Origin of the sequence: Mesotoga sp. Brook.08.105.5.1 (genome assembly GCF_002752635.1) — a bacterium.
Taxonomy (GTDB): Bacteria; Thermotogota; Thermotogae; order Petrotogales; family Kosmotogaceae; genus Mesotoga.
Window position 1 is genome coordinate 91825 of the sequence record NZ_AYTW01000006.1, and the last position, 26196, is coordinate 118020.

General features: G+C 45.3%; 31 protein-coding genes and 1 tRNA gene. 28 read left to right on the forward strand and 4 right to left on the reverse strand.

Annotated features, from left to right (window positions below):
• Nucleotides 1-17 precede the first annotated feature (17 nt).
• From infC to lepB, 18 genes are all read left to right on the forward strand, one after another.
• A complete protein-coding gene (infC, locus tag V512_RS03560; protein WP_258001819.1) occupies nucleotides 18-584 on the forward strand; it encodes a translation initiation factor IF-3 in 567 nt (188 codons plus the stop codon).
• Nucleotides 553-756, forward strand: coding sequence for a 50S ribosomal protein L35 (gene rpmI / locus V512_RS03565; protein WP_006491740.1), 204 nt, complete (start codon nucleotides 553-555; stop codon nucleotides 754-756). The genes infC and rpmI overlap by 32 nt, the downstream gene beginning before the upstream one ends.
• A gap of 23 nt (nucleotides 757-779) precedes the next feature.
• On the forward strand, nucleotides 780-1139 hold the full coding sequence (rplT, locus tag V512_RS03570) for a 50S ribosomal protein L20 (RefSeq protein ID WP_099829090.1): 360 nt from the start codon (nucleotides 780-782) through the stop codon (nucleotides 1137-1139).
• A gap of 40 nt (nucleotides 1140-1179) precedes the next feature.
• Nucleotides 1180-1602 (forward strand): OsmC family protein, encoded by a 423-nt coding sequence (locus tag V512_RS03575; RefSeq protein ID WP_099829091.1) that lies wholly within the window; start codon nucleotides 1180-1182, stop codon nucleotides 1600-1602.
• Nucleotides 1599-2405, forward strand: coding sequence for an Mrp/NBP35 family ATP-binding protein (locus tag V512_RS03580; protein WP_180977924.1), 807 nt, complete (start codon nucleotides 1599-1601; stop codon nucleotides 2403-2405). Before V512_RS03575 ends, V512_RS03580 begins: the two co-directional genes overlap by 4 nt.
• A complete protein-coding gene (mtnA, locus tag V512_RS03585; RefSeq protein ID WP_099829092.1) occupies nucleotides 2405-3451 on the forward strand; it encodes an S-methyl-5-thioribose-1-phosphate isomerase in 1047 nt (348 codons plus the stop codon). The genes V512_RS03580 and mtnA overlap by 1 nt, the downstream gene beginning before the upstream one ends.
• Nucleotides 3452-3472: 21 nt before the next feature.
• Nucleotides 3473-4762: a serine hydroxymethyltransferase gene (glyA, locus tag V512_RS03590; RefSeq protein WP_099829093.1), complete on the forward strand. Its 1290-nt coding sequence runs from the start codon at nucleotides 3473-3475 to the stop codon at nucleotides 4760-4762.
• The gene (gene upp / locus V512_RS03595; protein ID WP_165775336.1) at nucleotides 4749-5387 is read left to right on the forward strand and encodes a uracil phosphoribosyltransferase; all 639 of its coding nucleotides are present in this window, start codon (nucleotides 4749-4751) and stop codon (nucleotides 5385-5387) included. The genes glyA and upp overlap by 14 nt, the downstream gene beginning before the upstream one ends.
• The gene (locus V512_RS03600; RefSeq protein WP_099829095.1) at nucleotides 5356-6150 is read left to right on the forward strand and encodes a carbohydrate kinase; all 795 of its coding nucleotides are present in this window, start codon (nucleotides 5356-5358) and stop codon (nucleotides 6148-6150) included. The genes upp and V512_RS03600 overlap by 32 nt, the downstream gene beginning before the upstream one ends.
• 4 nt (nucleotides 6151-6154) lie before the next feature.
• Nucleotides 6155-6721: a thymidine kinase gene (locus tag V512_RS03605; protein ID WP_099829096.1), complete on the forward strand. Its 567-nt coding sequence runs from the start codon at nucleotides 6155-6157 to the stop codon at nucleotides 6719-6721.
• A 243-nt stretch (nucleotides 6722-6964) separates the two neighbouring features.
• Entirely contained in the window at nucleotides 6965-8281 is a 1317-nt protein-coding gene (gene ffh, locus V512_RS03610; RefSeq protein WP_099829097.1) for a signal recognition particle protein, read from the forward strand.
• A gap of 31 nt (nucleotides 8282-8312) precedes the next feature.
• Nucleotides 8313-8603: a 30S ribosomal protein S16 gene (gene rpsP, locus V512_RS03615; protein ID WP_099829098.1), complete on the forward strand. Its 291-nt coding sequence runs from the start codon at nucleotides 8313-8315 to the stop codon at nucleotides 8601-8603.
• Nucleotides 8603-8836 carry a KH domain-containing protein gene (locus tag V512_RS03620; RefSeq protein WP_099829099.1) on the forward strand — a complete coding sequence of 78 codons (234 nt, stop codon included), beginning with the start codon at nucleotides 8603-8605 and terminating at the stop codon, nucleotides 8834-8836. The genes rpsP and V512_RS03620 overlap by 1 nt, the downstream gene beginning before the upstream one ends.
• Nucleotides 8833-9393: a ribosome maturation factor RimM gene (gene rimM / locus V512_RS03625; protein ID WP_099829100.1), complete on the forward strand. Its 561-nt coding sequence runs from the start codon at nucleotides 8833-8835 to the stop codon at nucleotides 9391-9393. The genes V512_RS03620 and rimM overlap by 4 nt, the downstream gene beginning before the upstream one ends.
• Nucleotides 9390-10133: a tRNA (guanosine(37)-N1)-methyltransferase TrmD gene (gene trmD, locus V512_RS03630; protein ID WP_099829101.1), complete on the forward strand. Its 744-nt coding sequence runs from the start codon at nucleotides 9390-9392 to the stop codon at nucleotides 10131-10133. The genes rimM and trmD overlap by 4 nt, the downstream gene beginning before the upstream one ends.
• Nucleotides 10123-10707: an RNA methyltransferase gene (locus V512_RS03635; RefSeq protein ID WP_099829102.1), complete on the forward strand. Its 585-nt coding sequence runs from the start codon at nucleotides 10123-10125 to the stop codon at nucleotides 10705-10707. Before trmD ends, V512_RS03635 begins: the two co-directional genes overlap by 11 nt.
• Before the next feature lies 1 nt (nucleotide 10708).
• A complete protein-coding gene (gene rplS / locus V512_RS03640) occupies nucleotides 10709-11056 on the forward strand; it encodes a 50S ribosomal protein L19 (RefSeq protein ID WP_099829103.1) in 348 nt (115 codons plus the stop codon).
• Nucleotides 11057-11062: 6 nt separating this feature from the next.
• A complete protein-coding gene (gene lepB / locus V512_RS03645; protein ID WP_099829104.1) occupies nucleotides 11063-11905 on the forward strand; it encodes a signal peptidase I in 843 nt (280 codons plus the stop codon).
• Between the two features lie 18 nt (nucleotides 11906-11923).
• Here the strand turns inward: lepB and V512_RS03650 are convergent.
• Nucleotides 11924-12012 (reverse strand) — tRNA-Ser (locus V512_RS03650).
• A gap of 50 nt (nucleotides 12013-12062) precedes the next feature.
• Here V512_RS03650 and folE2 point away from each other — a divergent pair.
• The 4 genes from folE2 to V512_RS03670 are packed head-to-tail and all read left to right on the forward strand — an operon-like array spanning nucleotide 12063 to nucleotide 14837.
• Entirely contained in the window at nucleotides 12063-12827 is a 765-nt protein-coding gene (gene folE2, locus V512_RS03655) for a GTP cyclohydrolase FolE2 (protein WP_347708250.1), read from the forward strand.
• A gap of 3 nt (nucleotides 12828-12830) precedes the next feature.
• Nucleotides 12831-13508 carry a 16S rRNA (guanine(527)-N(7))-methyltransferase RsmG gene (rsmG, locus tag V512_RS03660; protein WP_099829106.1) on the forward strand — a complete coding sequence of 226 codons (678 nt, stop codon included), beginning with the start codon at nucleotides 12831-12833 and terminating at the stop codon, nucleotides 13506-13508.
• Nucleotides 13505-14209: a 16S rRNA (cytidine(1402)-2'-O)-methyltransferase gene (gene rsmI / locus V512_RS03665; protein ID WP_099829107.1), complete on the forward strand. Its 705-nt coding sequence runs from the start codon at nucleotides 13505-13507 to the stop codon at nucleotides 14207-14209. Before rsmG ends, rsmI begins: the two co-directional genes overlap by 4 nt.
• The gene (locus V512_RS03670; protein WP_243392240.1) at nucleotides 14199-14837 is read left to right on the forward strand and encodes a site-2 protease family protein; all 639 of its coding nucleotides are present in this window, start codon (nucleotides 14199-14201) and stop codon (nucleotides 14835-14837) included. Before rsmI ends, V512_RS03670 begins: the two co-directional genes overlap by 11 nt.
• Here the strand turns inward: V512_RS03670 and V512_RS03675 are convergent.
• Both V512_RS03675 and V512_RS03680 read right to left on the reverse strand, forming a co-directional pair.
• Complete coding sequence (locus V512_RS03675) at nucleotides 14834-15817, reverse strand: bifunctional oligoribonuclease/PAP phosphatase NrnA (RefSeq protein WP_099829108.1); 984 nt, start codon at nucleotides 15815-15817, stop codon at nucleotides 14834-14836. The two genes, V512_RS03670 and V512_RS03675, sit on opposite strands and share 4 nt — an antisense overlap.
• The gene (locus tag V512_RS03680) at nucleotides 15817-16638 is read right to left on the reverse strand and encodes a purine-nucleoside phosphorylase (protein ID WP_099829109.1); all 822 of its coding nucleotides are present in this window, start codon (nucleotides 16636-16638) and stop codon (nucleotides 15817-15819) included. Before V512_RS03680 ends, V512_RS03675 begins: the two co-directional genes overlap by 1 nt.
• Nucleotides 16639-16774: 136 nt before the next feature.
• Between V512_RS03680 and acpP the strand changes: the two genes are divergently transcribed.
• The 5 genes from acpP to V512_RS03705 are packed head-to-tail and all read left to right on the forward strand — an operon-like array spanning nucleotide 16775 to nucleotide 22010.
• Nucleotides 16775-17026, forward strand: coding sequence for an acyl carrier protein (gene acpP, locus V512_RS03685; protein ID WP_099829110.1), 252 nt, complete (start codon nucleotides 16775-16777; stop codon nucleotides 17024-17026).
• A 29-nt stretch (nucleotides 17027-17055) separates the two neighbouring features.
• Complete coding sequence (locus tag V512_RS03690; RefSeq protein ID WP_102818924.1) at nucleotides 17056-17961, forward strand: RluA family pseudouridine synthase; 906 nt, start codon at nucleotides 17056-17058, stop codon at nucleotides 17959-17961.
• On the forward strand, nucleotides 17958-18722 hold the full coding sequence (locus tag V512_RS03695) for a hypothetical protein (protein ID WP_099829112.1): 765 nt from the start codon (nucleotides 17958-17960) through the stop codon (nucleotides 18720-18722). Before V512_RS03690 ends, V512_RS03695 begins: the two co-directional genes overlap by 4 nt.
• Nucleotides 18650-20161, forward strand: a complete 1512-nt coding sequence (locus V512_RS03700; RefSeq protein ID WP_243392241.1) for a DUF5693 family protein — start codon at nucleotides 18650-18652, stop codon at nucleotides 20159-20161. Before V512_RS03695 ends, V512_RS03700 begins: the two co-directional genes overlap by 73 nt.
• Nucleotides 20162-20186: 25 nt before the next feature.
• Nucleotides 20187-22010, forward strand: coding sequence for a PEGA domain-containing protein (locus tag V512_RS03705; protein ID WP_099829113.1), 1824 nt, complete (start codon nucleotides 20187-20189; stop codon nucleotides 22008-22010).
• 31 nt (nucleotides 22011-22041) lie between these two features.
• On the opposite strand, the gene V512_RS03710 is transcribed toward V512_RS03705, so the two are convergent.
• Complete coding sequence (locus V512_RS03710; RefSeq protein WP_243392242.1) at nucleotides 22042-22779, reverse strand: pseudouridine synthase; 738 nt, start codon at nucleotides 22777-22779, stop codon at nucleotides 22042-22044.
• A gap of 64 nt (nucleotides 22780-22843) precedes the next feature.
• Here V512_RS03710 and recJ point away from each other — a divergent pair, with 64 nt between their 5' ends.
• Entirely contained in the window at nucleotides 22844-25987 is a 3144-nt protein-coding gene (gene recJ, locus V512_RS03715; protein ID WP_099829114.1) for a single-stranded-DNA-specific exonuclease RecJ, read from the forward strand.
• The last annotated feature ends 209 nt before the right edge of the window (nucleotides 25988-26196 follow it).

Consider the following 26196-nt stretch of genomic DNA (forward strand, 5'->3'; position numbering starts at 1 on the left):
ATGAGAGGTGATGTAGTATCGTAAGAGGTGATTCAACACCGAAAAACAACGAAATAATGACGAAGACTGTTAGACTCGTTGACATTGACGGAGAACAGCTTGGAGTAGTACAGACAACGGAGGCATTGAGAATCGCAAGAGAAAAAGGACTCGATCTGGTTCTTGTTGCTCCATCAGCAAATCCTCCTGTAGCAAGAATTATGGACTACGGTAAGTATAAATACGAAAAGGACAAGCGCAAGAAGGAAGCAAAGAAGAAGACGAAACAGTCTCAACTCAAAGAAATGAAATTCAGGATCAGGATCGATGAGCACGATTTCCAGACGAAGACGAACAGGATCAAAGAGTTTCTTGAAAAGGGAAGCAAAGTTAGGGTGGTCATAATGTTCAGAGGAAGGGAGATCGTCTTTTCAGATAAAGGGAGAGAGATTCTCGAAAGAGTTGCAGACCAGCTTCAACTAATTTCCGATATCGACCGTCCTCCAAAGTTGGAGGGAAGAGATATGTGGATGATTCTTAAGCCAAAGGCAGCTCCTCAAGGAGGTAAAGATAATGGGCAACAAAGTAAAGATGAAGACTCATAAGGCAAGTGCGAAAAGATATAAGGTAACCGGTAGTGGAAAGATAATGAGAAACCAGTCTGGAACTGGTCATAATACCGGTAAGAAGAGCGAAAGCAGCCGCCGAGAGGCCCGAAAATGGAAATTGGTCGAAGGCGGATACGAGAAGAAAGTAAAGAAAAGCCTGGGCATTTGACCCTTCTGAGAGGTGAGATTTAGATGCGAGTAAAAGGTGGAGTGAACTCCAAAAAGAAAAAGCTGAAATACTTGAAGGCCGCGAAAGGCTATAGAGGTGCGTTGAGCAGAAGATACAGACTTGCAAAGCAGTATTACATAAGATCTGGAGTCTACGCATATGCTGGAAGGAAGATCAGAAAGAGAGATTTCCGAAAGCTATGGATAACCAGGATAAATGCTGGTGCTAGAATTGCCGGTACGAAGTACAACGATCTCATTCACGGTTTGAAATTGGCCGGTGTGAACATCAACAGAAAGATGCTTGCTGACCTTGCAGTTAATGACTTCAATACGTTTAGGGAGTATTGCGAGATTGCCAAATCGGCACTGAACGGAAATTAAAAGGGGCTTAGGCCCTTTTTTTTTGAGAGGGGATGAGACAATGGAATACTCTGCTAAGAGAATAGGGAAGATGGCCTTCTACGCGAAGACTCCTTCTGGCCATGACATACATATGGATGCAAAGGAAAGTTCTGGAGGCGATGGATCGGCACCGACTCCAATGGAGACGGTAATAGCTGCCTTGATGGGTTGCACTTCAATGGATGTTGTTTCGATTCTTTCCAAGATGAAGGTTACAGATTACGAGTACTGGATTTCTGCAAACTATGAGTATGCGAAGGAACATCCGAAGGTTTTCACGAGTATCGAACTCGTGTATCACTTTTCGGGCAAAGATCTGCCGAAGGATAAGATTGAAAAGGCAGTTGTCCTTTCTCAGGAAAGATATTGCTCCGTCTCGGCAATGCTAAATAAGACAGCGAAAATGTCAATGAAGATTGACTATGAAGGTGAAGAGAAGTGAATCCACAAGAGATGGCTGAGAGGATGGAAAGCATAAGAGAAAACGTTAAGTCAATAAAGAACAAAATACTAGTGATGTCAGGTAAAGGCGGAGTTGGCAAGTCGACGGTCGCGGTTAATCTGGCGCTGGCTCTTGCGGATGAAGGCTTCAAGACGGGTCTGATGGATATTGATCTTCATGGACCAAACGTTGCCAGGATGGTAGGTCTGAAAAAGCAGCCCGAAGTCGTAGAAGGACAGATTTTTCCTCCCGAAGTTCTACCAAATCTTAAGGTAATAAGCATTTCAAGTTTCGTTGAAGAAGATGCTCCGGTTATTTGGCGTGGTCCAATGAAGACAACGGCGATCTATCAGTTTCTTGGTGATGTTGCGTGGGGAGAGCTCGACTTCCTCGTAATTGACTCTCCTCCAGGTACCGGTGACGAGCCTTTGACAGTTCTTCAGAATCTTCCTGATATAATGGCGCTTGTAGTTACTACACCTCAAGCCGTTGCAGTTCAGGATGTGAAGAGAGCGATCAATCTGGTAGAGACAATGCACAGGAACCCACTGGGAATTGTGGAAAACATGTCATATATGAGATGCCCGCACTGTGGAGAAATCACGAAGTTATTTGGAGAAGGTGGAGGTAAGAATCTCGAGACCCTCTTCAGCATCCCCCTTTTAGGGTCGCTCCCCTTCGATCCTACGCTAGTAGGTTTTTCGGACAACGGCAAAAGCATCGTTACTCACATGAGAGGGTCTGAACTTGAAGTCGCATACCGCTCAACGGTGAAAGAGATCGTTAAGAGGGTGAATATCTAGTGGGAAAGTTCAAGAGTATAACGCTTGAATGGAAAGAAGATCGACTGATACTAATAGACCAAAGAAAACTACCTTCAGTTGAAAAGTATGTTGAATGCCAAACCCACGAAGACGTGTATCATGCGATAAGGGATATGGTTATCCGAGGAGCCCCTGCGATAGGAGCAAGCGCGGCATTTGGTTATCTCCTTGGTGCTAAAGAGGTTCTGGCAAGCTCTAAGGAAGTGTTCTTCGACCATATGGATTTGGTGAAGAGAAGGCTCTCAGAAAGCAGACCTACGGCCGTAAATCTTTTCTGGGCTCTCAACAGAATGGAAAAGACACTCAACACCCTTCGTGAATTAGATAGAAAAAGGTTAGTAGAGAGTCTTGAGAGCGAAGCGCTTGCTATAGCAGAGGAAGATATTGAGATCAATATGACGATTGGGAAAAACGGTGCAACTGTTGTGAGAGACGGTGACGGAATACTTACTCACTGCAACGCAGGAGCACTCGCGACTGTGGATTATGGAACGGCACTAGGTGTGATGAGGGCGGCCGTGGAGCAAGGCAAAAAGATATCGGTTTATGCCGATGAGACTCGACCGTATCTCCAAGGGGCTAGGCTGACGGCTTGGGAGCTTATGAAATCAGGAATCGATGTTACTCTTATCTGCGACAATATGGCAGGATGGGTTATGAAGAAGGGGTTAGTCGATCTAGTGTTGGTCGGGGCAGATAGGATCGCCGCTAACGGTGATACGGCAAACAAGATCGGAACCTATTCGGTTGCCATTCTTGCTCAAAAACACGGGATTCCTTTCTACATTGTTGCACCGCTGAGCACAGTGGATCTTCTGACCAAAAGTGGTGATGGGATTCCGATAGAGGAGAGAAGCCATCTTGAGATAACGCAAATTGGGGATTATCAGATAGCCCCCGAGGGTGTCAAGTGTTTCAACCCTGCATTTGATATTACTCCATCAAGCCTTATAACCGGGATAATTACTGAAAAGGGAATTGCTCGTGCACCATACGATGTTTCGTTGAAGAAGATGTTTGAATAGAATCGTTAGGAGGTTTTTTGCATGTGGGAATCTTTGGAGAGAACCGATAGACAAGTATTCGATATTATGGTCAAAGAGCTTGATAGACAAAGAAATGGGCTCGAACTGATCGCTTCTGAGAATTTCGTCTCTAAAGCCGTCATGGAGGCGATGGGATCAGTGATGACAAACAAATATGCGGAAGGTTACCCGTCCAAAAGATACTACGGAGGCTGTGTTTTTGTCGACGAGGTCGAGGAGCTTGCACGAGAGAGAGCCAAAAAGCTCTTCGATGCGGGGTTTTCAAACGTTCAGCCTCACTCGGGCTCCCAGGCAAACATGGCTGCCTATCTGGCTATTGCCAAACCGGGCGATACTATAATGGGAATGTCTCTTAGTCACGGGGGCCACCTCACCCACGGATCAGCGGTAAACTTTTCTGGAAAGCTTTTCAACGTTGTCGCTTATGGAGTTGATGAGGAGAGTGAGGTAATCGATTACAAAGAAGTCAGAAGAATTGCCCTCGAGTCGAAGCCTTCAGTAATTGTGGCTGGCGGGAGTGCTTATTCTAGAATAATCGATTTCAAGAAGTTCAGGGAGATCGCCGATGAAGTCGGTGCAGTGCTGATGGTTGACATGGCGCATTTTGCCGGCTTGGTAGCGGCAGGAATTCATCCCAACCCGCTTGATTTCGCCCATATAGTAACCACTACTACTCACAAGACATTGAGAGGACCTCGGGGTGGAATGATACTTACCAATAGTGAAGAAATCGCCAAAGCGGTTGACAAGATGGTGTTCCCGGGAACTCAGGGCGGTCCACTGATGCACGTAATCGCCTCGAAAGCAGTATCATTTGGAGAGGCTCTCAGAGATGAATTCAAAGTCTATCAGCAGAGTATTGTCGAGAATACTCGTTATTTGGCGAAGTCTCTTGTAGAGAAAGGTCTAAGGATAGTCTCGGGAGGGACGGATACACATCTCTTCCTGGTAGATTTGACTCCAATAAATGTCACCGGTAAGTCTGCCGAGAAAGCACTTGAAAAGGCTGACATTACGGTTAATAAGAACACAATACCTAGGGAGACAAGATCTCCTTTCGTAACCAGTGGCATAAGAATTGGAACCCCTGCGGTTACTACAAGGGGAATGACTGAGAAGGAAATGCCAATTATTGCGGACTTGATAATCAGAGTCCTTAAGAGCATAGAAGGAGATAAGGGAGAGATATCTCAGACAAAGGTGAGAGAGATAAGTGAAGAGGTCAAGGCTTTGGCTGAGAAATTCCCGCTCTACCCGGATCTTGTTCACAGGAGTGATGCAGGTGTTTGATCAGCTCACGATAGTTAACCATCCGCTCATTCAGCACAAGCTAGGAATAATGAGAGATGATCAAACCGGTCCAAAGGAGTTTAGGGAACTCCTGAAAGAGATCACTCTGTTACTTACTTATGAGGCTACAAGGCATATTCCAACTTTTGAGAAAGAGATAACTACTCCACTCGTGAAGATGATCGGTCAAAGTATCGAAGATAAGAAGGTGACTGTTGTTCCGATTCTTAGAGCTGGATTGGGCATGGTTGAGGGCGTTCTCTCCCTAATGCCTAACGCATCAGTCGGTTATATTGGCATATACAGAGATCCCGACACGATTCAACCCGTTGAGTATTACTCAAAACTGCCAAAGATCGACGAAACGACTCAGATATTTGTGCTGGATCCAATGCTGGCAACGGGTGTTTCGTCATCTTGGGCCCTTAAACTGGTCAAGAAAGCAGGAGGGAAACAGATCTCTTTGATGTGTTTGATTGCAGCTCCCGAAGGAGTTAGTTTCATACAGAAGAATCATCCGGATGTGAAGGTCTTTACCGCAGCTCTTGATGAAAAACTGAATGATCATGCCTATATCATTCCTGGATTAGGAGATGCAGGTGACAGACTCTACAGAACGAAGTAGGGCACGGGCTCTTGTTGTCGGCGGATATCTAGAGGATATTGAGGTCTCAGGCAGTGGCCACAATGCCAGAATAATCCAGGCTACTGGAGGATCGGGCTTCAATGTGGCAAACTGCCTTTCCTTGTTAGGTGTTGATGTCCTTTTTCTGAGCTGTTTTGGCCCTGGTGAATCGAGCCAATGGGAGTTCAATTCTATCCCAATTAGATCAGAGTGTTCAAGAGGAAAGTTTCTTTTTAGGAAGAATGAAGTTCTCGCCGTGGAAAAGCCGTCGATAGTCGGTATTGAAGAAGAGCTGATCGGCATTTTGCTAAAAGAGGAGTTTGATCTCATTTACAGTACTCTAGAGATAGGCCAGTCGGCTGCTGCGACGGCGAGCGCCATTAAGTCACGTTTGAAGGTGCTCGATCCTTCTCCTGGGCACGAATATAGGGGGAACGGGGGACTTTCGTTGTACGATCTTATTCTCGCCAATGATTATATGGCCTTTGACAAGAAAGACAGGAGAGTGATTACTAAGGCATCCTCAAAAGGAGCCTCTTACGGGGGACATGATTACAAACCCCGTAGAATCGGTGAGAGTCGTTTCGGCAGCGGGGATTTGTTTGGAGCGATCTTGTCGATCATGATTCTTGCTGGAAGGGCCATCGATGGCGCCATAAGAGAGGCCGTTGAGATCAGCAGCGAGTTCTGCTATCAGGAACGAACGCTAGAGCAGTTCGTGCTTCATAAGAGAGCTGTCATTGATAACTCTATAAGGGGTTGAGCATATGTCTGGGAAACTAACAGTTGTTGCGGGACCAATGTATTCCGGGAAGACTTCGACACTTCTATCCATGATAGAGATATATACACTTGGAAGAAAGAGAATAAAGGTTTTCAAGCCGATAATTGATAACAGATACTCCTCTAATCATGTGGTTAGTCACTCGGGACAGATGGCAGAGGCCATTAACGTGGAAGACTCTTCAAAAATCCGAGAAATCGTTTCACTGGAAAAGGAGAAGCTCGACGCGATTTTCATAGATGAGACTAACTTTTTCGATCAAAGTCTGCTAGAGGTAGTGGAAGAGATAGTATTTAGCGGGATTGATGTCTTCTGTGTGGGGCTAGATCTCAGTTTCAAACACAGGCCTTTTACCGTCACTGCAAGTTTGATGGCGGCTGCAGATGAAGTCGTCAAAAAGAAGGCCGTATGCCACAGGTGTGGCGAGTACAATGCAACCGTTACGCACAGGATTTCGGGTTCGATAGATAGTGAGATAGATGTGGGTGGAATGGAGAAATATATAGCCGTCTGCAGGGATTGTTACAGAGAACTTAATTCATCTGACTAGATAGCACGCGCCGCTTCGATGCCATAATCTTCTTTAGAATAATGTTTAGCCTCTTCGCCATTTGGTGAATGATAGTATTGCTTAAGAAATTATTCGCAAGTACATAGGTGAATTAAGTATATTGATATTAGAGTGGTAATTAAAAATTAATATAAGTAGATGATAATCGCAGTTGTTGTTCAGATAAGTTCAACATTCTTGCGCCGGCCCGTTGTATACTTTTCAGGCTGCGGAGGTGTTTAGATGTTTGAGAATCTCCAGGACAAACTCGGCAGAGCATTTAAGCTGCTGAGTGGAAAAGGAAGGATCTCGGAAAAGAATATAGAAGACGCCGTTAAGCAAGTTAAGCTATCGCTCCTAGAAGCCGATGTTAACTACAAGGTTGTCAAAGAGTTTATAGGAGGGGTAACAGAAAAGGCTCTTGGCGAAGAGGTGCTGAAGTCTTTCACACCGGATCAACAGTTCATAAAGATCGTTAGGGATGAGCTGATCAAGATGCTTGGTGAGAAGTCGGTTCCGTTGAGGCTTTCTAGTCAGCCTGCCATAATCATGATGGTAGGTCTTCAGGGCAGCGGAAAGACGACGACTACTGCCAAGCTCGGTGCTCTACTGAGAAAGGAAGGCAAGAAACCTCTCCTTGTTGCAGCAGATGTTTACAGACCGGCTGCTATTGATCAGCTTATTCAGCTCGGAAAGCAGATAGATTTGCCCGTTTTCACCGGCGAAAGAAAGAATCCGGTGAGAATTGCTAAGGAAGCGGTTCAGCAGGCAGTAAAGAATATTAACGATGTGGTAATTCTAGATACGGCCGGACGGCTTCATATAGATGAAACAATGATGAGTGAACTCAGAGAGATCGTTGCCACGGTCAAGCCCGACGAGATCCTAATGGTTGTTGACGCGATGACTGGTCAGGATGCAGTGAATTCTGCAAAGGCATTTAATGAAGCGCTTGAGCTGTCGGGGTTCGTTGTGACGAAGCTAGATGGAGATGCCAGAGGCGGAGTGATTCTATCGATACGGCATGTGACGGGCAGACCGGTCAAGTTCATAGGGATTTCCGAGAAGCCCGATGGGATTGAGACTTTCTATCCAGACAGAGTGACCGGTCGAATACTTGGCATGGGAGACGTACTATCACTAATAGATAAACTGCAGTCGAACATAGACGAGGAAAAGGCAAAAGAGATGGAAGAGAAGTTTCTCAAGAACAAGTTCGATCTTGAGGACTTTCTAAACCAGCTTAAGGAAGTGAAGAAGCTGGGTTCCATAGCAGACATCATGGAAATGATTCCCGGAGCACCCAAAGATGTGGATCTTGCGGGAAGCGAGAAAAGCATGAAGCGAACGGAAGCGATTATAAGCTCAATGACCTCGAAAGAGAGGAGAAACCCCAAGCTTCTGAACTACTCAAGAAAACAAAGGGTTGCAAGAGGCAGCGGTACGACTATCCAGGATGTGAACAAGCTCTTGAAGTCATATGATCAGATGAGAAGCATGATGAAGCAGTTCGGAAAGAAGGGAAAGCTGTTCAAAAGTATGAAAGGATTTCCATTTTAGATAGTAAAGAATCAGGAGGTGTACGCAAAGAATGGTAAGAATAAGGCTAACAAGAATGGGTAGAAGAAACAGGCCGTTTTACAGGCTTGTCGTGGTAGATTCTCAGAAACGTAGAGACGGAGCATATATTGACTCTCTAGGTTTCTATGATCCCATCAGGGATCCGGGAATTATGAGTGTTGATGTCGACAAGGCCGTAGAATGGATTATGAAGGGTGCGCAACCAACGGAAACCGCGAGATCTATTCTCGCAAAGTTTGGAGTTATGAAGAAGGTTCATGAACTCAAATTCGTAAAAGAGTCAGGAGAGAAAACGGAGTAATGAAGGAAGTGCTTGAACATATTCTGAAGGGAATAGTTAGAAACCCTGATCAGATTGCAGTAGATCAGACAACTGACGAAAACGGAAACACGGTCTTTGAAATAAGTGCTGCAGAAGAAGATGTCGGCCAGATAATCGGGAAAGATGGCAGAACCATAAAGTCAGTGAATGTTCTTCTCAATGCTCTCGCAGGCTCGTCGAAGGAGAGTTTCATCCTAAAGGTGGTTCGATGAGCGATTTGAGAGGTGGCCTTTCTGAGGACATGATCCCTGTGGGAAGGATAGTCAAGCCACACGGTCTTCGGGGCGAGATGAAGGCCAAGATTTCTCTAGAAGACGAAGAAGTGTTCAGAGGTATCGAGGATGTCTTACTGTACAACGAGAAAACGGGATCTCTCCTTAGAGTATCTCTAGACGGAGTCAGGAAAGCACCAAAGGGATGGATTGTTCACTTTGACGGTGTTGACTCGATGGTTCAGGCAGAGAGGTTTGTGGGCTTCCACATATATATTGAAAGGCAGGCCTTGCCTGAACTTGGAGAGGGAGAGTATTACTACTTCCAGATTCTTGGTTGCAGTGTCTACGATGAAAAAGGTCGACTTATTGGTATGGTGAACGACATCATCGACACCGGCGCAAACGATGTTATGGTTGTTGTTCGAGATCAGAAGGACTTAACCGTGAAGGAAGAGCTGATACCTCTAATAAAGGATTACATTGTCGAGTTGAATCTAGATGGGAAGGCTATAGTAGCGAAGACTATGGAATTTGAAGAGGTTAAGTCTGGATGAGAATCTACGTCTTGACGATCTTTCCACGGCTCTTTGAAACGGTTTTCAGCTGGGGAGTCATATCTCGAGCAATAGAAAGAGAGATTATATTCTTTAGAGCCGTCGATATAAGAGATTTCACGGAGGATCGTCACAGGACCACCGACGACTACCCTTTTGGAGGGGGAAGCGGTCTAGTAATGAAGGCCGAACCAATTCTGAAAGCAGTTGAGAGTCTGTCCGACGAAGGAACCAAACCCTACGTAATCTATGCATCTCCTCAGGGTAAGGCCTTTGACAATAACAAGGCTCAGGAACTAAGTAGGTTAGAAAGTATTGCCTTCATCTGTGGTCGATATGAGGGAATAGACGAAAGAGTTATGAATGTAGTTGACGAAGAGCTTTCGGTGGGAGACTTCGTACTTAGCGGTGGAGAAGTTCCTGCAATGCTCATGATAGAGGCTATCTCAAGATTTGTGCCCGGTGTGGTGGGGGATATGGAGTCGGTGATAAACGATTCATTCTTCTCTGAACTCCTTGATCATCCTCATTACACAAGACCGAGAGAACTGAACGGTATGAAGGTGCCCGACGAGCTCCTTAGCGGGAATCATGAGATGATAGAGATTTACAGAAGGATCGAGAGTTTGAAGAGGACTATGGAGAGAAGACCGGATGTCTTTTTGAAGCATGATTTCGATTTGACGGATAAGAAGGCCTTGCTTGCGCTCTTCAAGGAGCTGAAAAGAGATGCTGAATAACATATACCTTGCTCTAATTCACTACCCAGTTTTGGGTAGGCATGGAAATATCGTTTCCAGCGCGGTTACTAATCTCGATGTGCACGATATTGCCCGAACATGCAGAACGTACAACATCAAAGGCTACTTCGTAGTGAGCAATCTTCCCGCGCAGAGAGAAATAGTAGATAATGTTCTTAATTACTGGCTTGAGGAGTTCGGAAGAGAGTACAATCCTAGTAGAAGTGAGGCCCTTACTGTTGTTAAGAGGGCGTCGTACATCGAAGACGTTATTGAAGAAATCGATAGGATTGAGGGTAAGAAACCGGTTCTTATATTCACTTCGGCCAAGAAGGGAACAGACAGACTAACTTATGAGGAAATGAGGAAGGTTATCATATCAAGTGAGAAACCTCATCTTCTTCTTTTTGGAACAAGTTGGGGCTTGCCCAAAGAAATTGAGAAGACTTGCGACTATTCGCTTGAGCCGCTGAGAGCAGATTCGGATTTCAATCATCTCTCGGTCAGGGCGGCGGTTGCGATAATATTAGACAGATTAATTCACGAGGATACAGTAGAAGTTAGGAGGGATTAAGATGGATCAGTACATAAGATCTCTGGAAAACGAACATTTGAGAGAAGATCTTCCACAGATTGGCCCGGGCGATACTGTACGGGTAAGCGTAAGAATAAGAGAAGGGAACAAGGAAAGGATACAGGCCTTTGAAGGTATTGTTATGGGCATCAGGGGCAGTGGAACGGGCAAGTCGTTTACTGTTAGAAGAGTGGGGGCTGCAGGAGTTGGCGTAGAAAGGATTTTCCCATTTACAAGTCCTTCTCTTGAAAAGATTGAGGTTCTGAGAAGAGGAAAAGTTAGGAGAGCGAAGATCTACTACATTAGAGACGTGCAGGGTAAGGTAAAGATAAAAGAGAAAAGGGACTGAGGCCTAGTGTCTGCTAAGAAGTCGGAAAAGGCCTCTGACAAAAAGGGATCGCGCTTTCTCCACGAAGTGAAGGAGTGGGGAAAGGCGATTCTTTACGCGGTTGTCTTTGGAACGATAATTCGTCTGTTTGTTTTTGAGACTATGCTAGTTCCGACGGGTTCTATGATACCTACCATAAATCCTCCCGCCAGGTTATTTGTGGAGAAGATCACATACGAATACAGACAGCCTGATTACGGAGATATCGTCGTATTCTGGACACCTTACGTAGACATCGAGTCTCAGAAGTATCTCAGGGCCTTCGACAAGTTTATGGATTTCTTCGCACCCGCAGAATATAGGGGCCACGTGAAATACGTGAAGCGGTTGGTTGGAAAGCCCGGTGATGTTCTTGAACTCAAGAGGGCTCCAGACTATACTGCTGCTAATCCAGTTTACCAGTTGTACGTTAATGGAGACATTCCTCCTTCGCTGGAGGAAAGGCGATATGTCAGGGAAGGGGTCTTTTATGATCCGATGTTCTTCTTTGGGTTGGCTCACCCGGATGACCCTTCGGTGAGGTTTTCGCCATATTACAGATTGTATCAGGCATACAAGGGGCTTATTGAGTACGCGGAGTTCTACGATACGGTGTTGCAACCGCTCGGTCTGGAAAAGTATATTCAGCAAGATCCTGCAACGGGAGAGGTAAAGGTTATTGTTCCGGAAGGGTTTAGATTCATGATGGGGGATAACTCTACCAACAGCTTTGACAGCAGGTATTTCGGTTTTGTGCCAGAGGAAGCTATAATTGGGAGTCCTATGCTCACAATATGGCCATTATCTGATTTTGGGCCATTAAGAAAATAACCGGGGAATCCCCGGTTCTGGCGGAGGCGGTGGGACTCGAACCCACAAGGGGCGTCAACCCCACCGATTTTCAAGACCGGCTCCTTAGCCAATTAGGATACGCCTCCACTTAGCTGATTATACCTCTTCGAAAGAGCAGATTCAAGGGGTGTTGATCTTGAGAGACGTACAGAATGAGAGGGACAAGAGAAACATCAGAATCAACATGGTCGGGATAAAGTCAATTGAATATCCCATCGTGGTTTTGGATAGGGAATTTGGAACACAGCATACGGTAGGCAATTTCGATCTCTTTGTGGATCTTCCGACGGATTTTCGAGGCACACATATGTCGAGATTCGTTGAGGTTCTTGAAAGACATCACAAGAAAATCACGCCGAAAAACATGGAATCGATTCTGAACGACATTAGAGATTCACTTAGGGCAGATGTTGCGCACATCAAGGTGCAATTTCCATACTTCATAAGAAAGAAGGCTCCTATAAGCGGCAGTGAGAGTTTCAGCTCGTTTGGCTGTTCGTTTTCCACAACGAAGGATGGAGAGTTCGATTTTGTGCTCGGAGTTAAGGTTCCGGTGATGACTGTCTGTCCCTGTTCTAAAGAAATCAGCGATAGAGGAGCTCACAATCAGAGAGCCGAGGTGTTCGTTTCCGTTCGAATGAACTCCCTCGTATGGATAGAAGAGATAATCGAGTATGTCGAGAAATCTGCGAGCGCTCCGATCTTCTCTCTTCTCAAGAGAGAAGACGAGAAATACATTACCGAGCACTCTTTCGATAACCCCCGATTTGTTGAAGACCTTTCTCGGGAGGTAGTTCTGTTTCTGCAAGAAGATGACCGCATCGATTGGTATAGAATCGAAGTAATAAGCCAGGAATCAATTCATAATCACGAGGCTTACGCTTGCATAGAAAAGGAATAGCACATGTGTTTCCTGAATGAGCAGATCGACCCGCCTAGTCGCATCAAACTAACAAGGCTTCTGGAGCTAATAACATCTTCTCAACACAACCTTACGTCTGTTAGAGACTTCGAGAGCGCTATGATTGTACACGTGGAGGATTCTCTAAAACCATTCTGCGATTCAACATTTAGGGGTCGCTTCGTGGATATTGGAAGTGGCGGCGGGATTCCCGGTCTTGTCTTGGCAATTGCCTTTCCAGAAGCGGAATGGGTATTGGTAGACTCTATTGCGAAGAAGACAAAGGAGATCGAGAGATTTGCCCATGAGCTGGAACTGAAGAACGTCGTTGTGAAAACAGCAAGAGCGGAGGAATTGGCGCTGGAAGAAAGAGAGAAGTTCGATGCAGCGTTCATGAGAGCTGTCGCCAGATGCGATACTTCTTTGGAACTGGCAACTCCTCTTGTGAAAACCGGAGGCATCGTATATCTTTACAAAGGACCGGGATGGTGTGAGGAGAGGGTATTCTCACGCGTTGCTGAAGAGAAACTAGGTCTTGGCCTGTTGCAGGAGAAGGAGTACTGTCTATCAGACGGATCTATCCGGTTCATGATAGTCTATGCAAAGAAGAGAGAGACCCCAGATGGGTTTCCGAGAAGGTGCGGAATGGCTTCAAAGTCTCCTTTGGGAGGTTCAAAGTGACTGCTGAAAAAGGGAAGCTTTGGATTGTGGGAACACCTATAGGAAATCTAGAGGATATGACCATAAGAGGAAAGAAAATTCTGGAAGAGGCAGACCTGATTCTCGCCGAAGACACTAGAAGGATGAGGTCTTTGCTTTCTTCTATGGGAATAGATAAGAAGGTTGTTCTGTCTCTGAACATGCATAATCAGGACGAAAGAGTTCCGTTAATAATTGATCGTCTGAGCAAGGGAGAGCAAATAGCGCTTTCAAGTGATGCCGGTATGCCTGTGATCTCGGACCCGGGAGCTCATGTCGTCAAAACTTGTCGTGAGAGAGGCTTCGAAGTGGATGTTGCGCCCGGCCCATGTGCTGTTTCATGTGGACTCGCGATAAGCGGCTTTCCGGGGACTCACTTCACTTTTCTTGGGTTTCTGCCAAGAGGCAAGAATCGCAGAAGGGTTTTCAGGAAGATTGCTCAGGGTCTTTATGGAGACGGCGTCATCGTCTTCTTCGAGTCTCCATTTCGGCTCCTAGATACCTTAGGAGAGCTTCTTGAGATAGTTGGCGATAGGGAGGTCTTCGTTGGGAGAGAGATGACTAAACTCTTTCAAGAGAGTTATTTCGGCAGTCTTTCTGACGTAGTTGAGAGATTCAAGGCGATCCAGCCAAAAGGGGAGATAACCGTAGTTCTCTCTGGAAGGGAGAATAATGATGCTTGAGATGATGAGGAACTTCTTCAGCCTCACCCCTGCCATAGCGGTGGCCATAATCTCTCACGAGTATTTTCGTTTCATAACCGCGAAGAGATTCGACGCGGTGAAACCCGAATGGGGAGGACCCGGATTCATAAAAAGGATAGACCCTGTAGGTCTGCTCATGTACTACTTCTTCAAATTCGGCTGGTCTCGACCTTTCCCTGTGAACTACTGGAAGCTGAGAAAAGCCGGATATTTCAAGGGTATACTCACAGCGATTTCTGGTTCTATTGCCAATTTTTCGATCGGTCTTATTGCCGGTCTAGTTTTCTACCTTTCGGGTCTCCACCAGTACTCCACGTTTATGCCGGAAGCCGCCAATTCATTTCCATTGAGCTACATCGCCGATGTAGTGTACTGGATGATGGTAATTGATCTCAATACAGCCTTGTTCAACCTAATTCCAATTCCGCCTCTTGACGGAGCAAACATTGTTACAATGATTGTTCCGGAGAACCAGGTCAATTGGCTGGTGAAATATGAACTCTACGGAATACTTACACTTCTAGTGCTTTCACTTATGGGCATAATACAGCTAGTAATGTGGCCGATAACGCAGTTCATTCAGCTACTAGCGAGGCTGATTGCTTAAGTCCTTTCATTTTGCAGTCGAGAGTCAATCATTTGAACTGCTTCGGAAAGCGCGCTCTTAAGGTCACCTTCGTATTTGAGGGTGAAGCCGGAAGCTTTCTGGTGACCTCCACCGCCAAATGCAACGGCAATCTCACTGACATCGAAGTATTTCTTCGATCTAAGTGAAACGTGTGCCTCGCCTGAACGGGCTTCTGAAGCAAAAAGAGCTACTTCTACGCTCTCTATTGATCTCAATTCTCCAACGAAACCCGTGAAATCATCGTCTGTAAGTGAATACTTTTCAAAATCAGCCAATGTCAGATATGAGTAAGCAAATCTGTTGTTTGAAAGCAGCGTGATGTTATCAATAGCATCTCTTTCAAGAAATAGCTCCTCAATCTTTCGGGTCTCGAGAATCGCTGTTGCCACGAAATCGGGATCGGCTCCCAAACTAACAAGCTCAGCAGCAGCTTGAAACACCGAGCTGTCAACGTTTGAGTATCTGAAGAATCCCGTGTCTGTTGCAATCCCTAAGTAATTCATCAACGCAAGATCCCTGTCATATTCAATATCCATAAGCCTCAGAAGATCGAGAATCATTTGAGCTGTCGACGAGTATGAAGGGTCTACCCAGCATTCGTTTGCGAAGTATGTGTTTGTTGCATGGTGATCGATCACTATCGAAGGAACTCCCATTCCGAGGAAGTTTTCAAACCTTCCGATTCTGTCCGGTGATGATGCGTCAACCACGATAATCAAGTCTGGCTTAGGAATCTCCTCGTCAAAACCTTTGATCCTTTCTATCCAGGGAAAGACTTTGAAGTTCGGTGGAATTTTCCAATCAATTGCGGGTGTGGCTTTCTTCCCGAATCTTTCAATACCCACCGAAAGCGAGACCACGGAAGAAATGCAGTCTCCGTCGGGCATTATGTGGCCAGCTACAAGGATGGTTTCAGCTTTTTGAATACATGAGACAACACTGCTTGCTTTTCTGATCATCATTTGCTCTCCAACAATGATTCGATGGCGTATCGAACTATAGAACTGAACTTTGGTCTGATTCTTCTGGCCGTGCTAACAACATCGGCATGGGAGAGTTTCTCCTTCAGGATTCCCGATGCCAGATTCGTAACGCAGGATAGAACAAGAAGCTTGATACCGCAGTGCCTGGCAGCGATTACTTCTGGAACTGTCGACATTCCAACGAGATCTGCTCCGAAAAACTCAAAGGCCCTTATCTCTGCCGGAGTCTCATAATTTGGACCAAGAGCCCAACAATAAGTTCCCTCCTTCAATTCTATCCCCGTGTTTTGAAGACGGTTTTTCAAGTCCGTCAGCCAGCGACTGTCTACGATTTCCGACATATCTGGAAATCTCACGCCATATTGCTCGTAATTGACTCCCCTGAGAGGATTTCGAAAGCCGAAATTCACTACATCAGTCACTGCAACGATATCTCCTGGAGAGAAGCTTCTATTTATGCCCCCCGCAGCATTCGTAATCAGCAGATGTTCTATTCCGAGCTCCTTGAACAAATACACCGGAGAAGTGACATCTCTGATGTTATGACCCTCGTAGTAGTGAAATCGTCCCTCCATTGCTACAACGGGAAGACCATGAAAGTATCCGAAGACCAATCTTCCAGAATGACCTTCAACGGTTGTTTGAGGAAATCCCGGAATTTCAGAATACTCTATTGCTATTGGTTCGGAGAAGTGTTCCGTCAGATAGCCAAGGCCGGATCCGAGAATTAGTGCCGCCTTTGGAGTCGTTTTGATTCGTTCAGTTACCTCTTCTTTCATCACTTCGAATATATTCATAGAAAACCTCCGAAAGTAAAGCCATTCAAATTATTATATAATAATGAATGCTTTTGGGAATCGAGACCCGTTTGACTTTGAAGCTCTCGGTTAATATAATTGTTCCGATTTTCAGAATTCGAAGGGAGGAAATCCTTTGACGGCCGATGAAGTTTTCGACAGAGTGAAGAACATAATTTCCGAGAAACTTGGAGTCGAAGAAGATGAAATCGCTATGGATTCCAGTTTGACAGAGGATCTCGGTGCCGATTCTCTTGATCTGGTCGACCTGGTGATGGCATTTGAAGATGAATTCGATTTTAAGGTCGAAGATGAGCAGATTGAGAGCATCTCTACGGTAGGAGATATTGTGGAAAGTATCAGCAAAGGTCTGGGAGTTGAAGACTGAGTCTTTCAAGGGGGCTTAAGGCCCCCTTAATGTTGAGTGGAGTGGTATCGATAGATAGAGAATTCAGAGTATCAAAAGAAAACTTCTATGAGAGATTGGACAGGTTCTTGAGAAGGGAGCTCTCAGACCTGAAGTTGTCATCTATCTACAAGTTGCTGAGAAAGGGAAATGTGAAAGTCAATGAGAAGAAAGTCAAGGATGGCTCCTTCAGGCTTGAGATAGGAGATTTAGTTCGAGTAGGTTTTTCTGGAGATCCTTCAAGACTGAAGCGTCTTAGAGAATCGCGTGAACTGATTCCTCACGAGATTCCCCTTAAGATACTATTCGAAGACGATTCAATAATCGCGGTCGACAAACCGGCGGGGATATCCGTTCATCCCGGAAAAGGCATCCAGATTGTAACGTTGGTCGAAGGACTCATGGCATATGGAGAGGCAAGAGGTTTCTTGCCGCGGCCCGTCCACCGGCTCGATAAGCATACCTCAGGAGTAATAGTCTTCGCCAAATCTCCAGAGTCGGCTAGAGAGTTGTCATCACTGTTTAGGCTGCGAGGAATGGAAAAGGGTTACCAGACGCTTGTGAAAGGAGTGCCGGAAGCTAAAGGAAGACTTGTTTCCGAGAGAGAGAAACACACTGAGTCATTGACGTTCAGAATTGAAAAGAGTTTTGCCTCGGTTTCACTATTGTGGATAGATCTTCACACAGGGAAGAAGCACCAGATACGTCGTCAGCTGAGCGAAGCCGGGTATCCAGTTGTTGGGGACGATGTCTATGGAGACAGATTGTTCAACAGGGAGTTCAAGAAAGAGACCGGGCTCAGAAGATACTTCTTGCACTGTTCGAGACTCTCCTTTATTTGGGAAGGTGGAAAGACGATCGAGATTCTTTCGGGACTTCCCGACGACCTTGAGAAGGTGTTGGTCAAACTCAAATGAAGTCAGCTCTTCTGCTTTTGACGGTCATTCTCATTTCGATCTACACATTCAGTCAAGTGGAGATCAGGAGAGAGATTGAAGAAGCAAACGCTGAACTCTCACAGATATACGGCTTTTCGGTCAAGTATAGTCTTACGATTCTCAAAGGCGAAGGCCATGAGCAGCCAGCAGCAATTGATGATAATGGAATCTACCAGATCTTTCTTTACACGACTTCCTATAGATCCGGAGTCGCAAGACATGAACTCGCACATGTCTATTTCTTTGAGTACCTTAGGAGCATCGGCTTCACTCCTAATGAGATTCCTGTATGGTACCATGAATTAATGGCGGAAGGCTTTCAGAGTCTTCATTCGAGGACGAGAATTCCGATACTCAGAGTTGCCTTCTATGATTTCACAGAGTTTGACAGAAGGTACCCTAATAAGGATGACCAATCTGTTTTCTATGGAGCTGTTTCGAGCTTCGCTGGATACATTCTGGAGAGGCATTCATATATTGATCTGACGATCGTCGCAGAAGAGTTCTTAGAAGAAGGGGATATGAGTGCAGCCTTTTCGAAGGTTTTTGGATCGAGTCTAGAGTCTATGATTCTAAAGTGGAGACTTATCTTCTTGCTTCCGTATTCTCCATTTCTCATCGGTGTAGTATTATTTCTTTATCTTCTGATTGGGAGGAGAGACAAGTATTGGCGGAAGTTCCCGTTAGACCTAGAAAGTCTCAGAGAAGACGAAGAAACGAAAAACAGAAGAGCGCACTAAGACTCGGCAACGGTATAGTCGTTGTTGCCTTCATTTCCGGATTGCTTCTGTCTTTGTTCTACATTCCCTGGAGAGTTTCCCTGGATTTCAACTACAACGATGCTGTGGTAATTACAGAGAAGGCGGTAGACGCAGTCCCTTCAAAGCAGCTGATTTACGTGGAAGATCTGGAGAACGTCTCGAATTTGGAGTCTTCGGTTATTCTGGTGGATCTGAGAGACGACTGGCATAGGCTGGAGGAGATATTGGCTCTGCAGATCCCGATGATCCTTACTGGAGTCTCCCCTTACACAGTCTCGGAGCTTGCATCGATTCTTGACAATCACTTCGCATACACGGGATACATGGAGTTTGACGAAAGAGGCCATTATGTCCTAGATGTGCTGAGGGCAAGGGAGAACAAATCTCTGGTGTTTCGAGTGCACAATCTGAAGAAGAAAGAGTATCCAAACTATGATGTTGACAAGGCAGTGACCAGGTACCTTAGAGCTGTCAGGGAAAGGAGCATTGATGCACTTCTCTTTTTGACTCCCGACAATGATTTTGACTATGATGAGCTGGTATCCCAAGTTTATGGAATACTCGACGGAATGGGATTAGTTTCGACCGAAGTAGTTTCTCCAAGGACTGGTTCATCCAGGTTCGCCTTGCTGGCATCCCTGTTTGTGTTTGTTCTCCTGTTATCTGTCAGTCCTTTGCTTGCAGCTGTTGTTACAGCGTTATTCGTGTTGTTTCCAACTGTTGGTCTTCCCGCGGCCGCTGTCTTCGGTGAGTTTGCCATATATCGGAGGGTTTCTTCCTTGAAAACCGGGGTGATCAAGGGTCTCCTTCTTTTCTTTTCCTTCTCGATCTTCCTCGGAATAGCAATCAACGCCTCGATGGTAGGTGCCTCCTATCAGAATGGACTGGAGCTCTTCAGAGGCGTGAAGATCTCATTGGTAGCCCTCCCCTTCTGGCTTTTTGTCACTGGTTTTGGTAGAAGCGTTTCGAAAAAGGTTTCTAGGGGAGATATACTTGTCGTTCTTCTTGCGGGGCTGGTAGCCGTCTATTACATCCTTAGAAGCGGGAACTTCTCTTTTGTGCTTGATGTGGAAAGAACAATGCGAGACTATCTTGACAACGTCCTCATAGTCCGTCCGCGTTTCAAGGAATTGCTCGCATATCCGCTTCTGGCAGTGATGATTCACTTCTCTTTTGATCTCAAAGGGAAACTCGGACCGATAATTGCTGCAGGTGGATCACTTGTAACTGTATCTATAGTTAATACCTTCTGCCACGCTACTGTTCCTCTGTGGACAGGCCTGCTGAGAAGTGCGTATGGTTTAATCTTCGGTACAGTGCTTTCACTTCTAATAATCGCGATCATCAAAAAGTATAATAGATCAAGGGACATCGCTAACAACTTGTTGAACGAGTCTGATGAAGACAAGTCTAATTAGCATCTGATGATGGGAGGGATAATCTATGAAGAAAACAATACTGGTTATTCTCAGTTTTTTCTTGGCAGTATCACTATTTGGGATTGTAACTTATGACATGCAGAAGGTAATTATTGTACCGGAGAAGCCGCAGGGGGGGCTGGAGGTTTCCATTTGGCTTGACAGAGATAACGGTTCTCTTTACTATTCAGGCGAAGAGGTTAAGACTTACTTCAAAGTCAATAAAGATGCATATATAGCGATATACGATATCACACCAAATGGAGAAATCCAGCTGATATTCCCTAATGGTTATGATCGCAGCAATTTCGTCAAGGCTGGAGTGACCTACACTCTTCCAACGGAGAACGCTACGACGAGATACCGTCTTCAGTTGACGAGTGAGACAGGTGGAGGAAAGGAGATCTTTCAGATTGTTGCATCGACGTCTTACCTTGGATTTCTTGACGATTTGATGGTGAGAGCTGAGGCAGGAGATATCTTCCCCAAGGCCAGTTCAGGGGCGGAGGACTTCGTAGTTTCAAAAGTAATACCTGTTATTGATAAGCAGGAGTATGCCGTTTCCACTGCCTGGTTCTATCTGGATGTGATGCCCAGCACAGGACGAGCGAGGATAACCACAACTCCGTCAAATGCAACCGTATATGTTGACGGAAAGATGGTCGGCAGGAGTCCCATTAACATAGACCTAGATGTGGGGAACCACATGGTCACAGCATACATGAACGGTTACAGGACCGAAACCAGACAGTTCACTATCGAAAGTGGGAGAACGCTGGATGTAAGACTTGATTTGCAGAAGTTAGCAAAAGAGTATCAATTCTCTCTTGTCACAAACCCAAGCGATGCAACTGTGCATATTGATGGCAGGCTTGTAGGAAGAACACCCCTGAATGTCACCTTGGAAGAAGGCACGAAGAGTATCAGCGTTTCTAAGGCTGGATATCAGACATACACAGAGACTTTTGTCCTGAATCGTAATATTTCCAAGTCTATCACTCTGACTTCTATGGTTCAGAATTATCAACTGTCGGTAATAACGAGTCCTTCAGGGGCAGATATTTATGTGAATAACGCTTACATTGGTAGATCCCCGTTGAATGTGACTCTGGAAGGCGGAACAAAGAACTTGAGAATTGAGAGATCGGGATACGAGACATACACTGAAAACTTCATTCTTGATCGCTCGATTTCGAAATCCATTACCTTGACTCCTCAAGTGAAAGAGTACAGATTGAGCGTAACGAGTTCACCTTCGAACGCCCTTGTCTACATAAACGGAACATATCAAGGCAGAACTCCGCTTACTCTTACCTTGAGGGAGGGATCTTACGCCGTCAGAGTAACCGCAGATGGCTATGAAGATTTCTCTACTAACGTAACACTTGCTGGTGATAGACAAGTAAGTGCCACTCTTTATGCAAAGAAGGCCAGACTGACAATAGAAACAGAGCCGACAAATGCATCAGTTTTTGTAGATAACGTTTATGTGGGCAGATCTCCGCTATCCGTTGATCTTGATGCGGGGAGGCATACGATCAGAGTAGAGAAGTCTGGCTATATAACTGACAGCAAAGATGTCAATCTCGCTGCCGGAACCAGTTCATCGACGAAAATCACTCTGATTGAAGAAAGGCCGGTTGCCAGGATTACAATTTCCTCTGATCCGAGCAATGCGAGAATCTTCATTAACGGAAAAGATTATGGTAGATCAAACAGGGTAGTTGAACTTGATCCAGGATATTATGAAGTAGTGCTTGTTCTGGACGGATATCGCGTGTCGGTTACATATAGATACTTTGGCAAGGGAGATCACAATCTCTCCTTCAACCTTTCAAGAATCGACTAATGTCTTTTCCTGTTACCCGAATAACCGGGACTCAAGTCCCGGTTATTCTTTTTCTGTCTGTCTCAGATAGGTATATCCACTTTCCGGGGCTCAATCGATCGGGAAGGTAATATGCGCCGATCCTGTTTCGGTGAAGGTTTCTCACCTTGTTTCCCACTGCCAGAACGAGTCTCTTGACTTCGTGATACCTGCCCTCCGTCAGTACAATTCTCAGATGAAAAGAATCTAGTTCTTCAACTGATACCGGCATAGAAAACTCTTCATCGCCTATTGAGACTCCTTGCGAGAGAAGTGAGATCTCATCTGAAGTAATCTCATTGACGGTCTCTACGAAATACTCCTTCTCGACCAGCTTGTTCGGCGAAATCACGTTGTGAATGAACTCGCCGTCGTTTGAGAGTATTACGAGTCCAGTTGTGTCTTTATCAAGCCTTCCGGCAATGGACAGTTCGGCAGAAAAGACTTCATCTACCAGGTCGAAGACATTCTCTCCCTCGTCTCTCTCTCTTGAGCAGACAAAACCTCCAGGTTTGTTCAGAGCTATGTAGACCATTCCAAAGGTTTTTATGTGCTTTCCGTCCAGAAGTACTTCATCGTTCGCGCTAACACTTGCAGACGGGGTATCGACGACTCTTCCATTAACGACTACTCTTTGACTTCTTATCATCTTTCTGCTCTGGCTTCTGCTGAAGCCAGAGAACTTAGAAACATAGCCATCCAATCTCATAAATAGATTGTACAATACACCTTCTTGAGGTACCAGTATCACGCACCTCCAAGCTATTGTGCATGATGTTATAATCTTTTAAAAGAAAAAGAGAGGGTGGATCTATATGAGAAAGGAGTGGCTTCTCCTAAAGCCCGATGATGAGGCCGTAAACAGATTGGTCGAATTCATGGGAATCGATGTGTTTTTGGCAAGATTACTGGTAACGCGAGGAATTGATGACGAAGTTGAAGCAATGAGGTTCCTGAATCCAGATAAGACGATTCTTCATGATCCCTTCATTCTTGAAGGTATGCAGCTTGCAGTTCGTACAATAATAGAGACTAGAGAGAGAAACGAGAGCATCGTTGTCTTCGGTGATTATGATGTCGATGGTGTAACCAGTACAGCGCTCCTGTATCTTGCAATGAAAAGAATGGGGTTCAATGTTAGTTATTACATTCCTTTAAGGCTTGAGGAAGGGTACGGTTTGAGCAAGGGCGCAATAAAGGATCTTAGAGAACAGGGCCATAAACTATTGATTACCGTTGACTGTGGAGTCACTTCGTTTGAGGAAATCAAGTATGCAAAGGAAATAGGATTCAATGTAGTCGTAACCGATCATCACGAGGTGAAGGATATTCTTCCGCCAGCCGACGCCATAGTCAATCCCAAAAGACCTGACGACAACTATCCCTTTAAGGGACTTGCTGGAGTTGGCGTAGCTTTCAAATTGCTTGTTGCGCTTAATGAGACTCTACACTGTCCTATCGATCCGGAGGAATATCTGGATATCGTGGCGCTTGGTACTATAGCGGATATTGTACCCTTGAGAGATGAAAACCGCTACATAGTCAGGCAAGGTACCGCAAAGATCCAGAGCAGCCCGCTTCTTGGACTGAAGGCACTTTTGTCGTATCTTAGAATCCCGTCTGAAAACCTGACTGCGCAGGATATTGCCTTCAAGATTGCGCCCAAACTTAACGCGGCAGGGAGAATGGATTCAGCTATTGTTGCCCTCGAACTATTAATAAGTGAAGACATGGATTCAGCAATGAACACTGCTAGCCGGCTTCTGAAGCACAATCAGAATAGACAGACAATAGAGGCGAAGATCTTCGACCAGACTGAAAGAGATATCGACAGCACGTCCAGTTTCAAAGATGACTATGCGCTTGTTGTTGACGGCGATAACTGGCACCTTGGAGTTCTGGGGATTGTTGCCTCCAGACTTGTATCAATTCACAACAAGCCGGTTTTCTTGATATCTACCAACGGTTCCGACGGTAAGGGTTCCGCAAGAAGTCCTGCCGGTGTAAGCATAATCAGTCTCCTTAACGAAGTCTCTCACCTTTTGAGGGAGTTTGGCGGGCATGAGATGGCTGCAGGATTCAGCATAGACAAGGAGAACATCACTGAATTCCGAACGGCAATAAACGATGCTTACATAAGACTTTATGGGAAAAAGCAACCGGTATTCAAGATAGACATCGACGATGTCCTCTCTATAGATTCTATTACATCCGCTATTCTTGATAAACTGGAGCTCTTGAGACCCTTTGGTCACTCGAATCCCGAACCGAGATTCCTTATAAAGGGACTTAACATAGAGAAAGCGAAGATGTTTGGCAGCGGCAGCGATCACGTGAAGTTGATTCTACGTTCTGGAGATAGAAAGACGCTTGCTATAGGTTACAACATGGGTTCAATGTTTGATGACTTCAAATATGTGAAGCCAAATCTCCTAAAGGTGGATGCGGTTGCTTCAATTAAGAGCGAGAACCTTTATGGACTGCAGAGTGTCAAACTCTCTCTTTCGGATGCAAAGCTTTACATTGATCCAGTCTTTGAAGAGGAAGTAAGGGACAAGAATTTCGTTTTTGAGTTTATAAGAGATTGGAAGAATCAGCAGCCCGGTTCGCAGGTAAAAACTGATGTATCCGCTCTGATAAGCGAGCTTGAGAAGAAGCTCTCTCATAAGTGTCCGGAGTTCATGGAAGTAAGTATCAAGAATCCATGGGGAGTGTTTGGCAACATCAGACTGAAGAACCCTTTTCTCGCTCTCAAAATACTTAAAAACTATCAGCAAGGCAAGAAGACTTTCGTTGTGTCTGCAATAAACGGCACGCTTGCACATACCTATTATTCACTGCAGCACTATCTGGATTCGATAAAACCAGTCTTTGCCAACTCTCTGTACAGAGGAAGGTTGGATGAACCCGTTGTTTTCACCACTCTGCCCTTCTTCGTTGAAAGGTTTGACGAGATTGCTGAAATAGCCGGAGAGGTTATTTTCGACGAACCTACTTATATTCTCTCGGGCATTTTCAAGGACCATCCGGATCTTGAAGGTTTTTTCTCAAACATCGATAAGGTCCTAGGAATATCTGGATTTGCAGGAAGTGTCTACTATGATGATTTGAAGGATTTTCTATCGGATAGAAGGATATCTCACGTATATAAGCCAAGTCCAATCAAAAGGGTGGGCATAATCGACAACCGAGGCTCCAGAAAGAAGGTCGAGCAGGTTATGTCGATCGTCGGTCATGGTGAGAATGTCGCTGTGATTGTTGATTCCCCACATAAGACGGTCACTCTTGCCAAATCTATGGGATCAAGATTATCCCATGCTCTTCAGAATGGGGAACTGATTTTCTACAATTATCTGCTGAAGGACTTTCAGAGGTCGGTAATATACTCACTTGTTGAGAGACAGAAGATCAGGGTCCTGATTACTACTCCATCTAGCGACGGACTCGGTGTCACTTTAGGTAACTCTAATATTGTATTCTACAGTGCGCCAAGGAACTTCCTGGAGATTATTGATTCTGTTTCGACCAGACCCGGTGAAGATTCGGAGTTGTTCTTGAATCTATCTTTCAACAAGGCCGACTTGATTTCTAATACCGGTGAAATGGACAGGCTTTTTCCGACAGTTGAAGAGCTTGAAGCCGTTTATCAGGACCTTAAGGATGTTCTGCCAGCGTCTGAGAGGGATATCAGAAAGGCCCTTAGCTTTGAAGACGGAATCTCGAAGGTCTTTCTTTCTATGTTGGAGGAGATGAAGCTTGTAAGTGCTGACGAAGGAATCTGGTACAGCAGTTCGAGCTCGGAACTCGACTCAGTTGAGGTGAAAAAGACATTGCGTTACAGAGAGGGAGTCGCTGAAAAGAGAATGACCAGATGGTTCGCCACCAAGCTTTCGACGATGACGACAAGAGGACTGCTTCGGAGTCTTACAAACGCAGAAGAGGTGCTTAAGGTTGGTTGACACCATGGTGCTGGATTCTCTGATAACAGTCTCGCGGCAAGAAATTATGAAGGCGCTGTCGCTGATTAGGGACGGAGGTTTGAATGCGAAGATCTTCCCTACTCCACCAGATTTATTCTTGGGTTGCTCGCTTTCAATTGCGATCTCATCTGGAGATCTTTGCGCAAGCGTCAGCCTCCTAAAAGAGGCAGACATTGAGATTCTCCTCA

What these genes read in the sequence shown, in the direction of transcription:
- rpmI (WP_006491740.1), top strand. Translation starts at nt 553, where the DNA reads ATGGGCAACAAAGTAAAGATGAAGACTCATAAGGCAAGTGCGAAAAGA.
- rplT (WP_099829090.1), top strand. Translation starts at nt 780, where the DNA reads ATGCGAGTAAAAGGTGGAGTGAACTCCAAAAAGAAAAAGCTGAAATAC.
- V512_RS03575 (WP_099829091.1), top strand. Translation starts at nt 1,180, where the DNA reads ATGGAATACTCTGCTAAGAGAATAGGGAAGATGGCCTTCTACGCGAAG.
- glyA (WP_099829093.1), top strand. Translation starts at nt 3,473, where the DNA reads ATGTGGGAATCTTTGGAGAGAACCGATAGACAAGTATTCGATATTATG.
- upp (WP_165775336.1), top strand. Translation starts at nt 4,749, where the DNA reads ATGCAGGTGTTTGATCAGCTCACGATAGTTAACCATCCGCTCATTCAG.
- V512_RS03600 (WP_099829095.1), top strand. Translation starts at nt 5,356, where the DNA reads ATGCAGGTGACAGACTCTACAGAACGAAGTAGGGCACGGGCTCTTGTT.
- V512_RS03605 (WP_099829096.1), top strand. Translation starts at nt 6,155, where the DNA reads ATGTCTGGGAAACTAACAGTTGTTGCGGGACCAATGTATTCCGGGAAG.
- ffh (WP_099829097.1), top strand. Translation starts at nt 6,965, where the DNA reads ATGTTTGAGAATCTCCAGGACAAACTCGGCAGAGCATTTAAGCTGCTG.
- rpsP (WP_099829098.1), top strand. Translation starts at nt 8,313, where the DNA reads ATGGTAAGAATAAGGCTAACAAGAATGGGTAGAAGAAACAGGCCGTTT.
- V512_RS03620 (WP_099829099.1), top strand. Translation starts at nt 8,603, where the DNA reads ATGAAGGAAGTGCTTGAACATATTCTGAAGGGAATAGTTAGAAACCCT.
- rimM (WP_099829100.1), top strand. Translation starts at nt 8,833, where the DNA reads ATGAGCGATTTGAGAGGTGGCCTTTCTGAGGACATGATCCCTGTGGGA.
- trmD (WP_099829101.1), top strand. Translation starts at nt 9,390, where the DNA reads ATGAGAATCTACGTCTTGACGATCTTTCCACGGCTCTTTGAAACGGTT.
- V512_RS03635 (WP_099829102.1), top strand. Translation starts at nt 10,123, where the DNA reads ATGCTGAATAACATATACCTTGCTCTAATTCACTACCCAGTTTTGGGT.
- rplS (WP_099829103.1), top strand. Translation starts at nt 10,709, where the DNA reads ATGGATCAGTACATAAGATCTCTGGAAAACGAACATTTGAGAGAAGAT.
- rsmG (WP_099829106.1), top strand. Translation starts at nt 12,831, where the DNA reads ATGTGTTTCCTGAATGAGCAGATCGACCCGCCTAGTCGCATCAAACTA.
- V512_RS03670 (WP_243392240.1), top strand. Translation starts at nt 14,199, where the DNA reads ATGATGCTTGAGATGATGAGGAACTTCTTCAGCCTCACCCCTGCCATA.
- V512_RS03675 (WP_099829108.1), bottom strand. Translation starts at nt 15,817, where the DNA reads ATGATCAGAAAAGCAAGCAGTGTTGTCTCATGTATTCAAAAAGCTGAA.
- V512_RS03680 (WP_099829109.1), bottom strand. Translation starts at nt 16,638, where the DNA reads ATGAATATATTCGAAGTGATGAAAGAAGAGGTAACTGAACGAATCAAA.
- V512_RS03690 (WP_102818924.1), top strand. Translation starts at nt 17,056, where the DNA reads ATGTTGAGTGGAGTGGTATCGATAGATAGAGAATTCAGAGTATCAAAA.
- V512_RS03695 (WP_099829112.1), top strand. Translation starts at nt 17,958, where the DNA reads ATGAAGTCAGCTCTTCTGCTTTTGACGGTCATTCTCATTTCGATCTAC.
- V512_RS03705 (WP_099829113.1), top strand. Translation starts at nt 20,187, where the DNA reads ATGAAGAAAACAATACTGGTTATTCTCAGTTTTTTCTTGGCAGTATCA.
- recJ (WP_099829114.1), top strand. Translation starts at nt 22,844, where the DNA reads ATGAGAAAGGAGTGGCTTCTCCTAAAGCCCGATGATGAGGCCGTAAAC.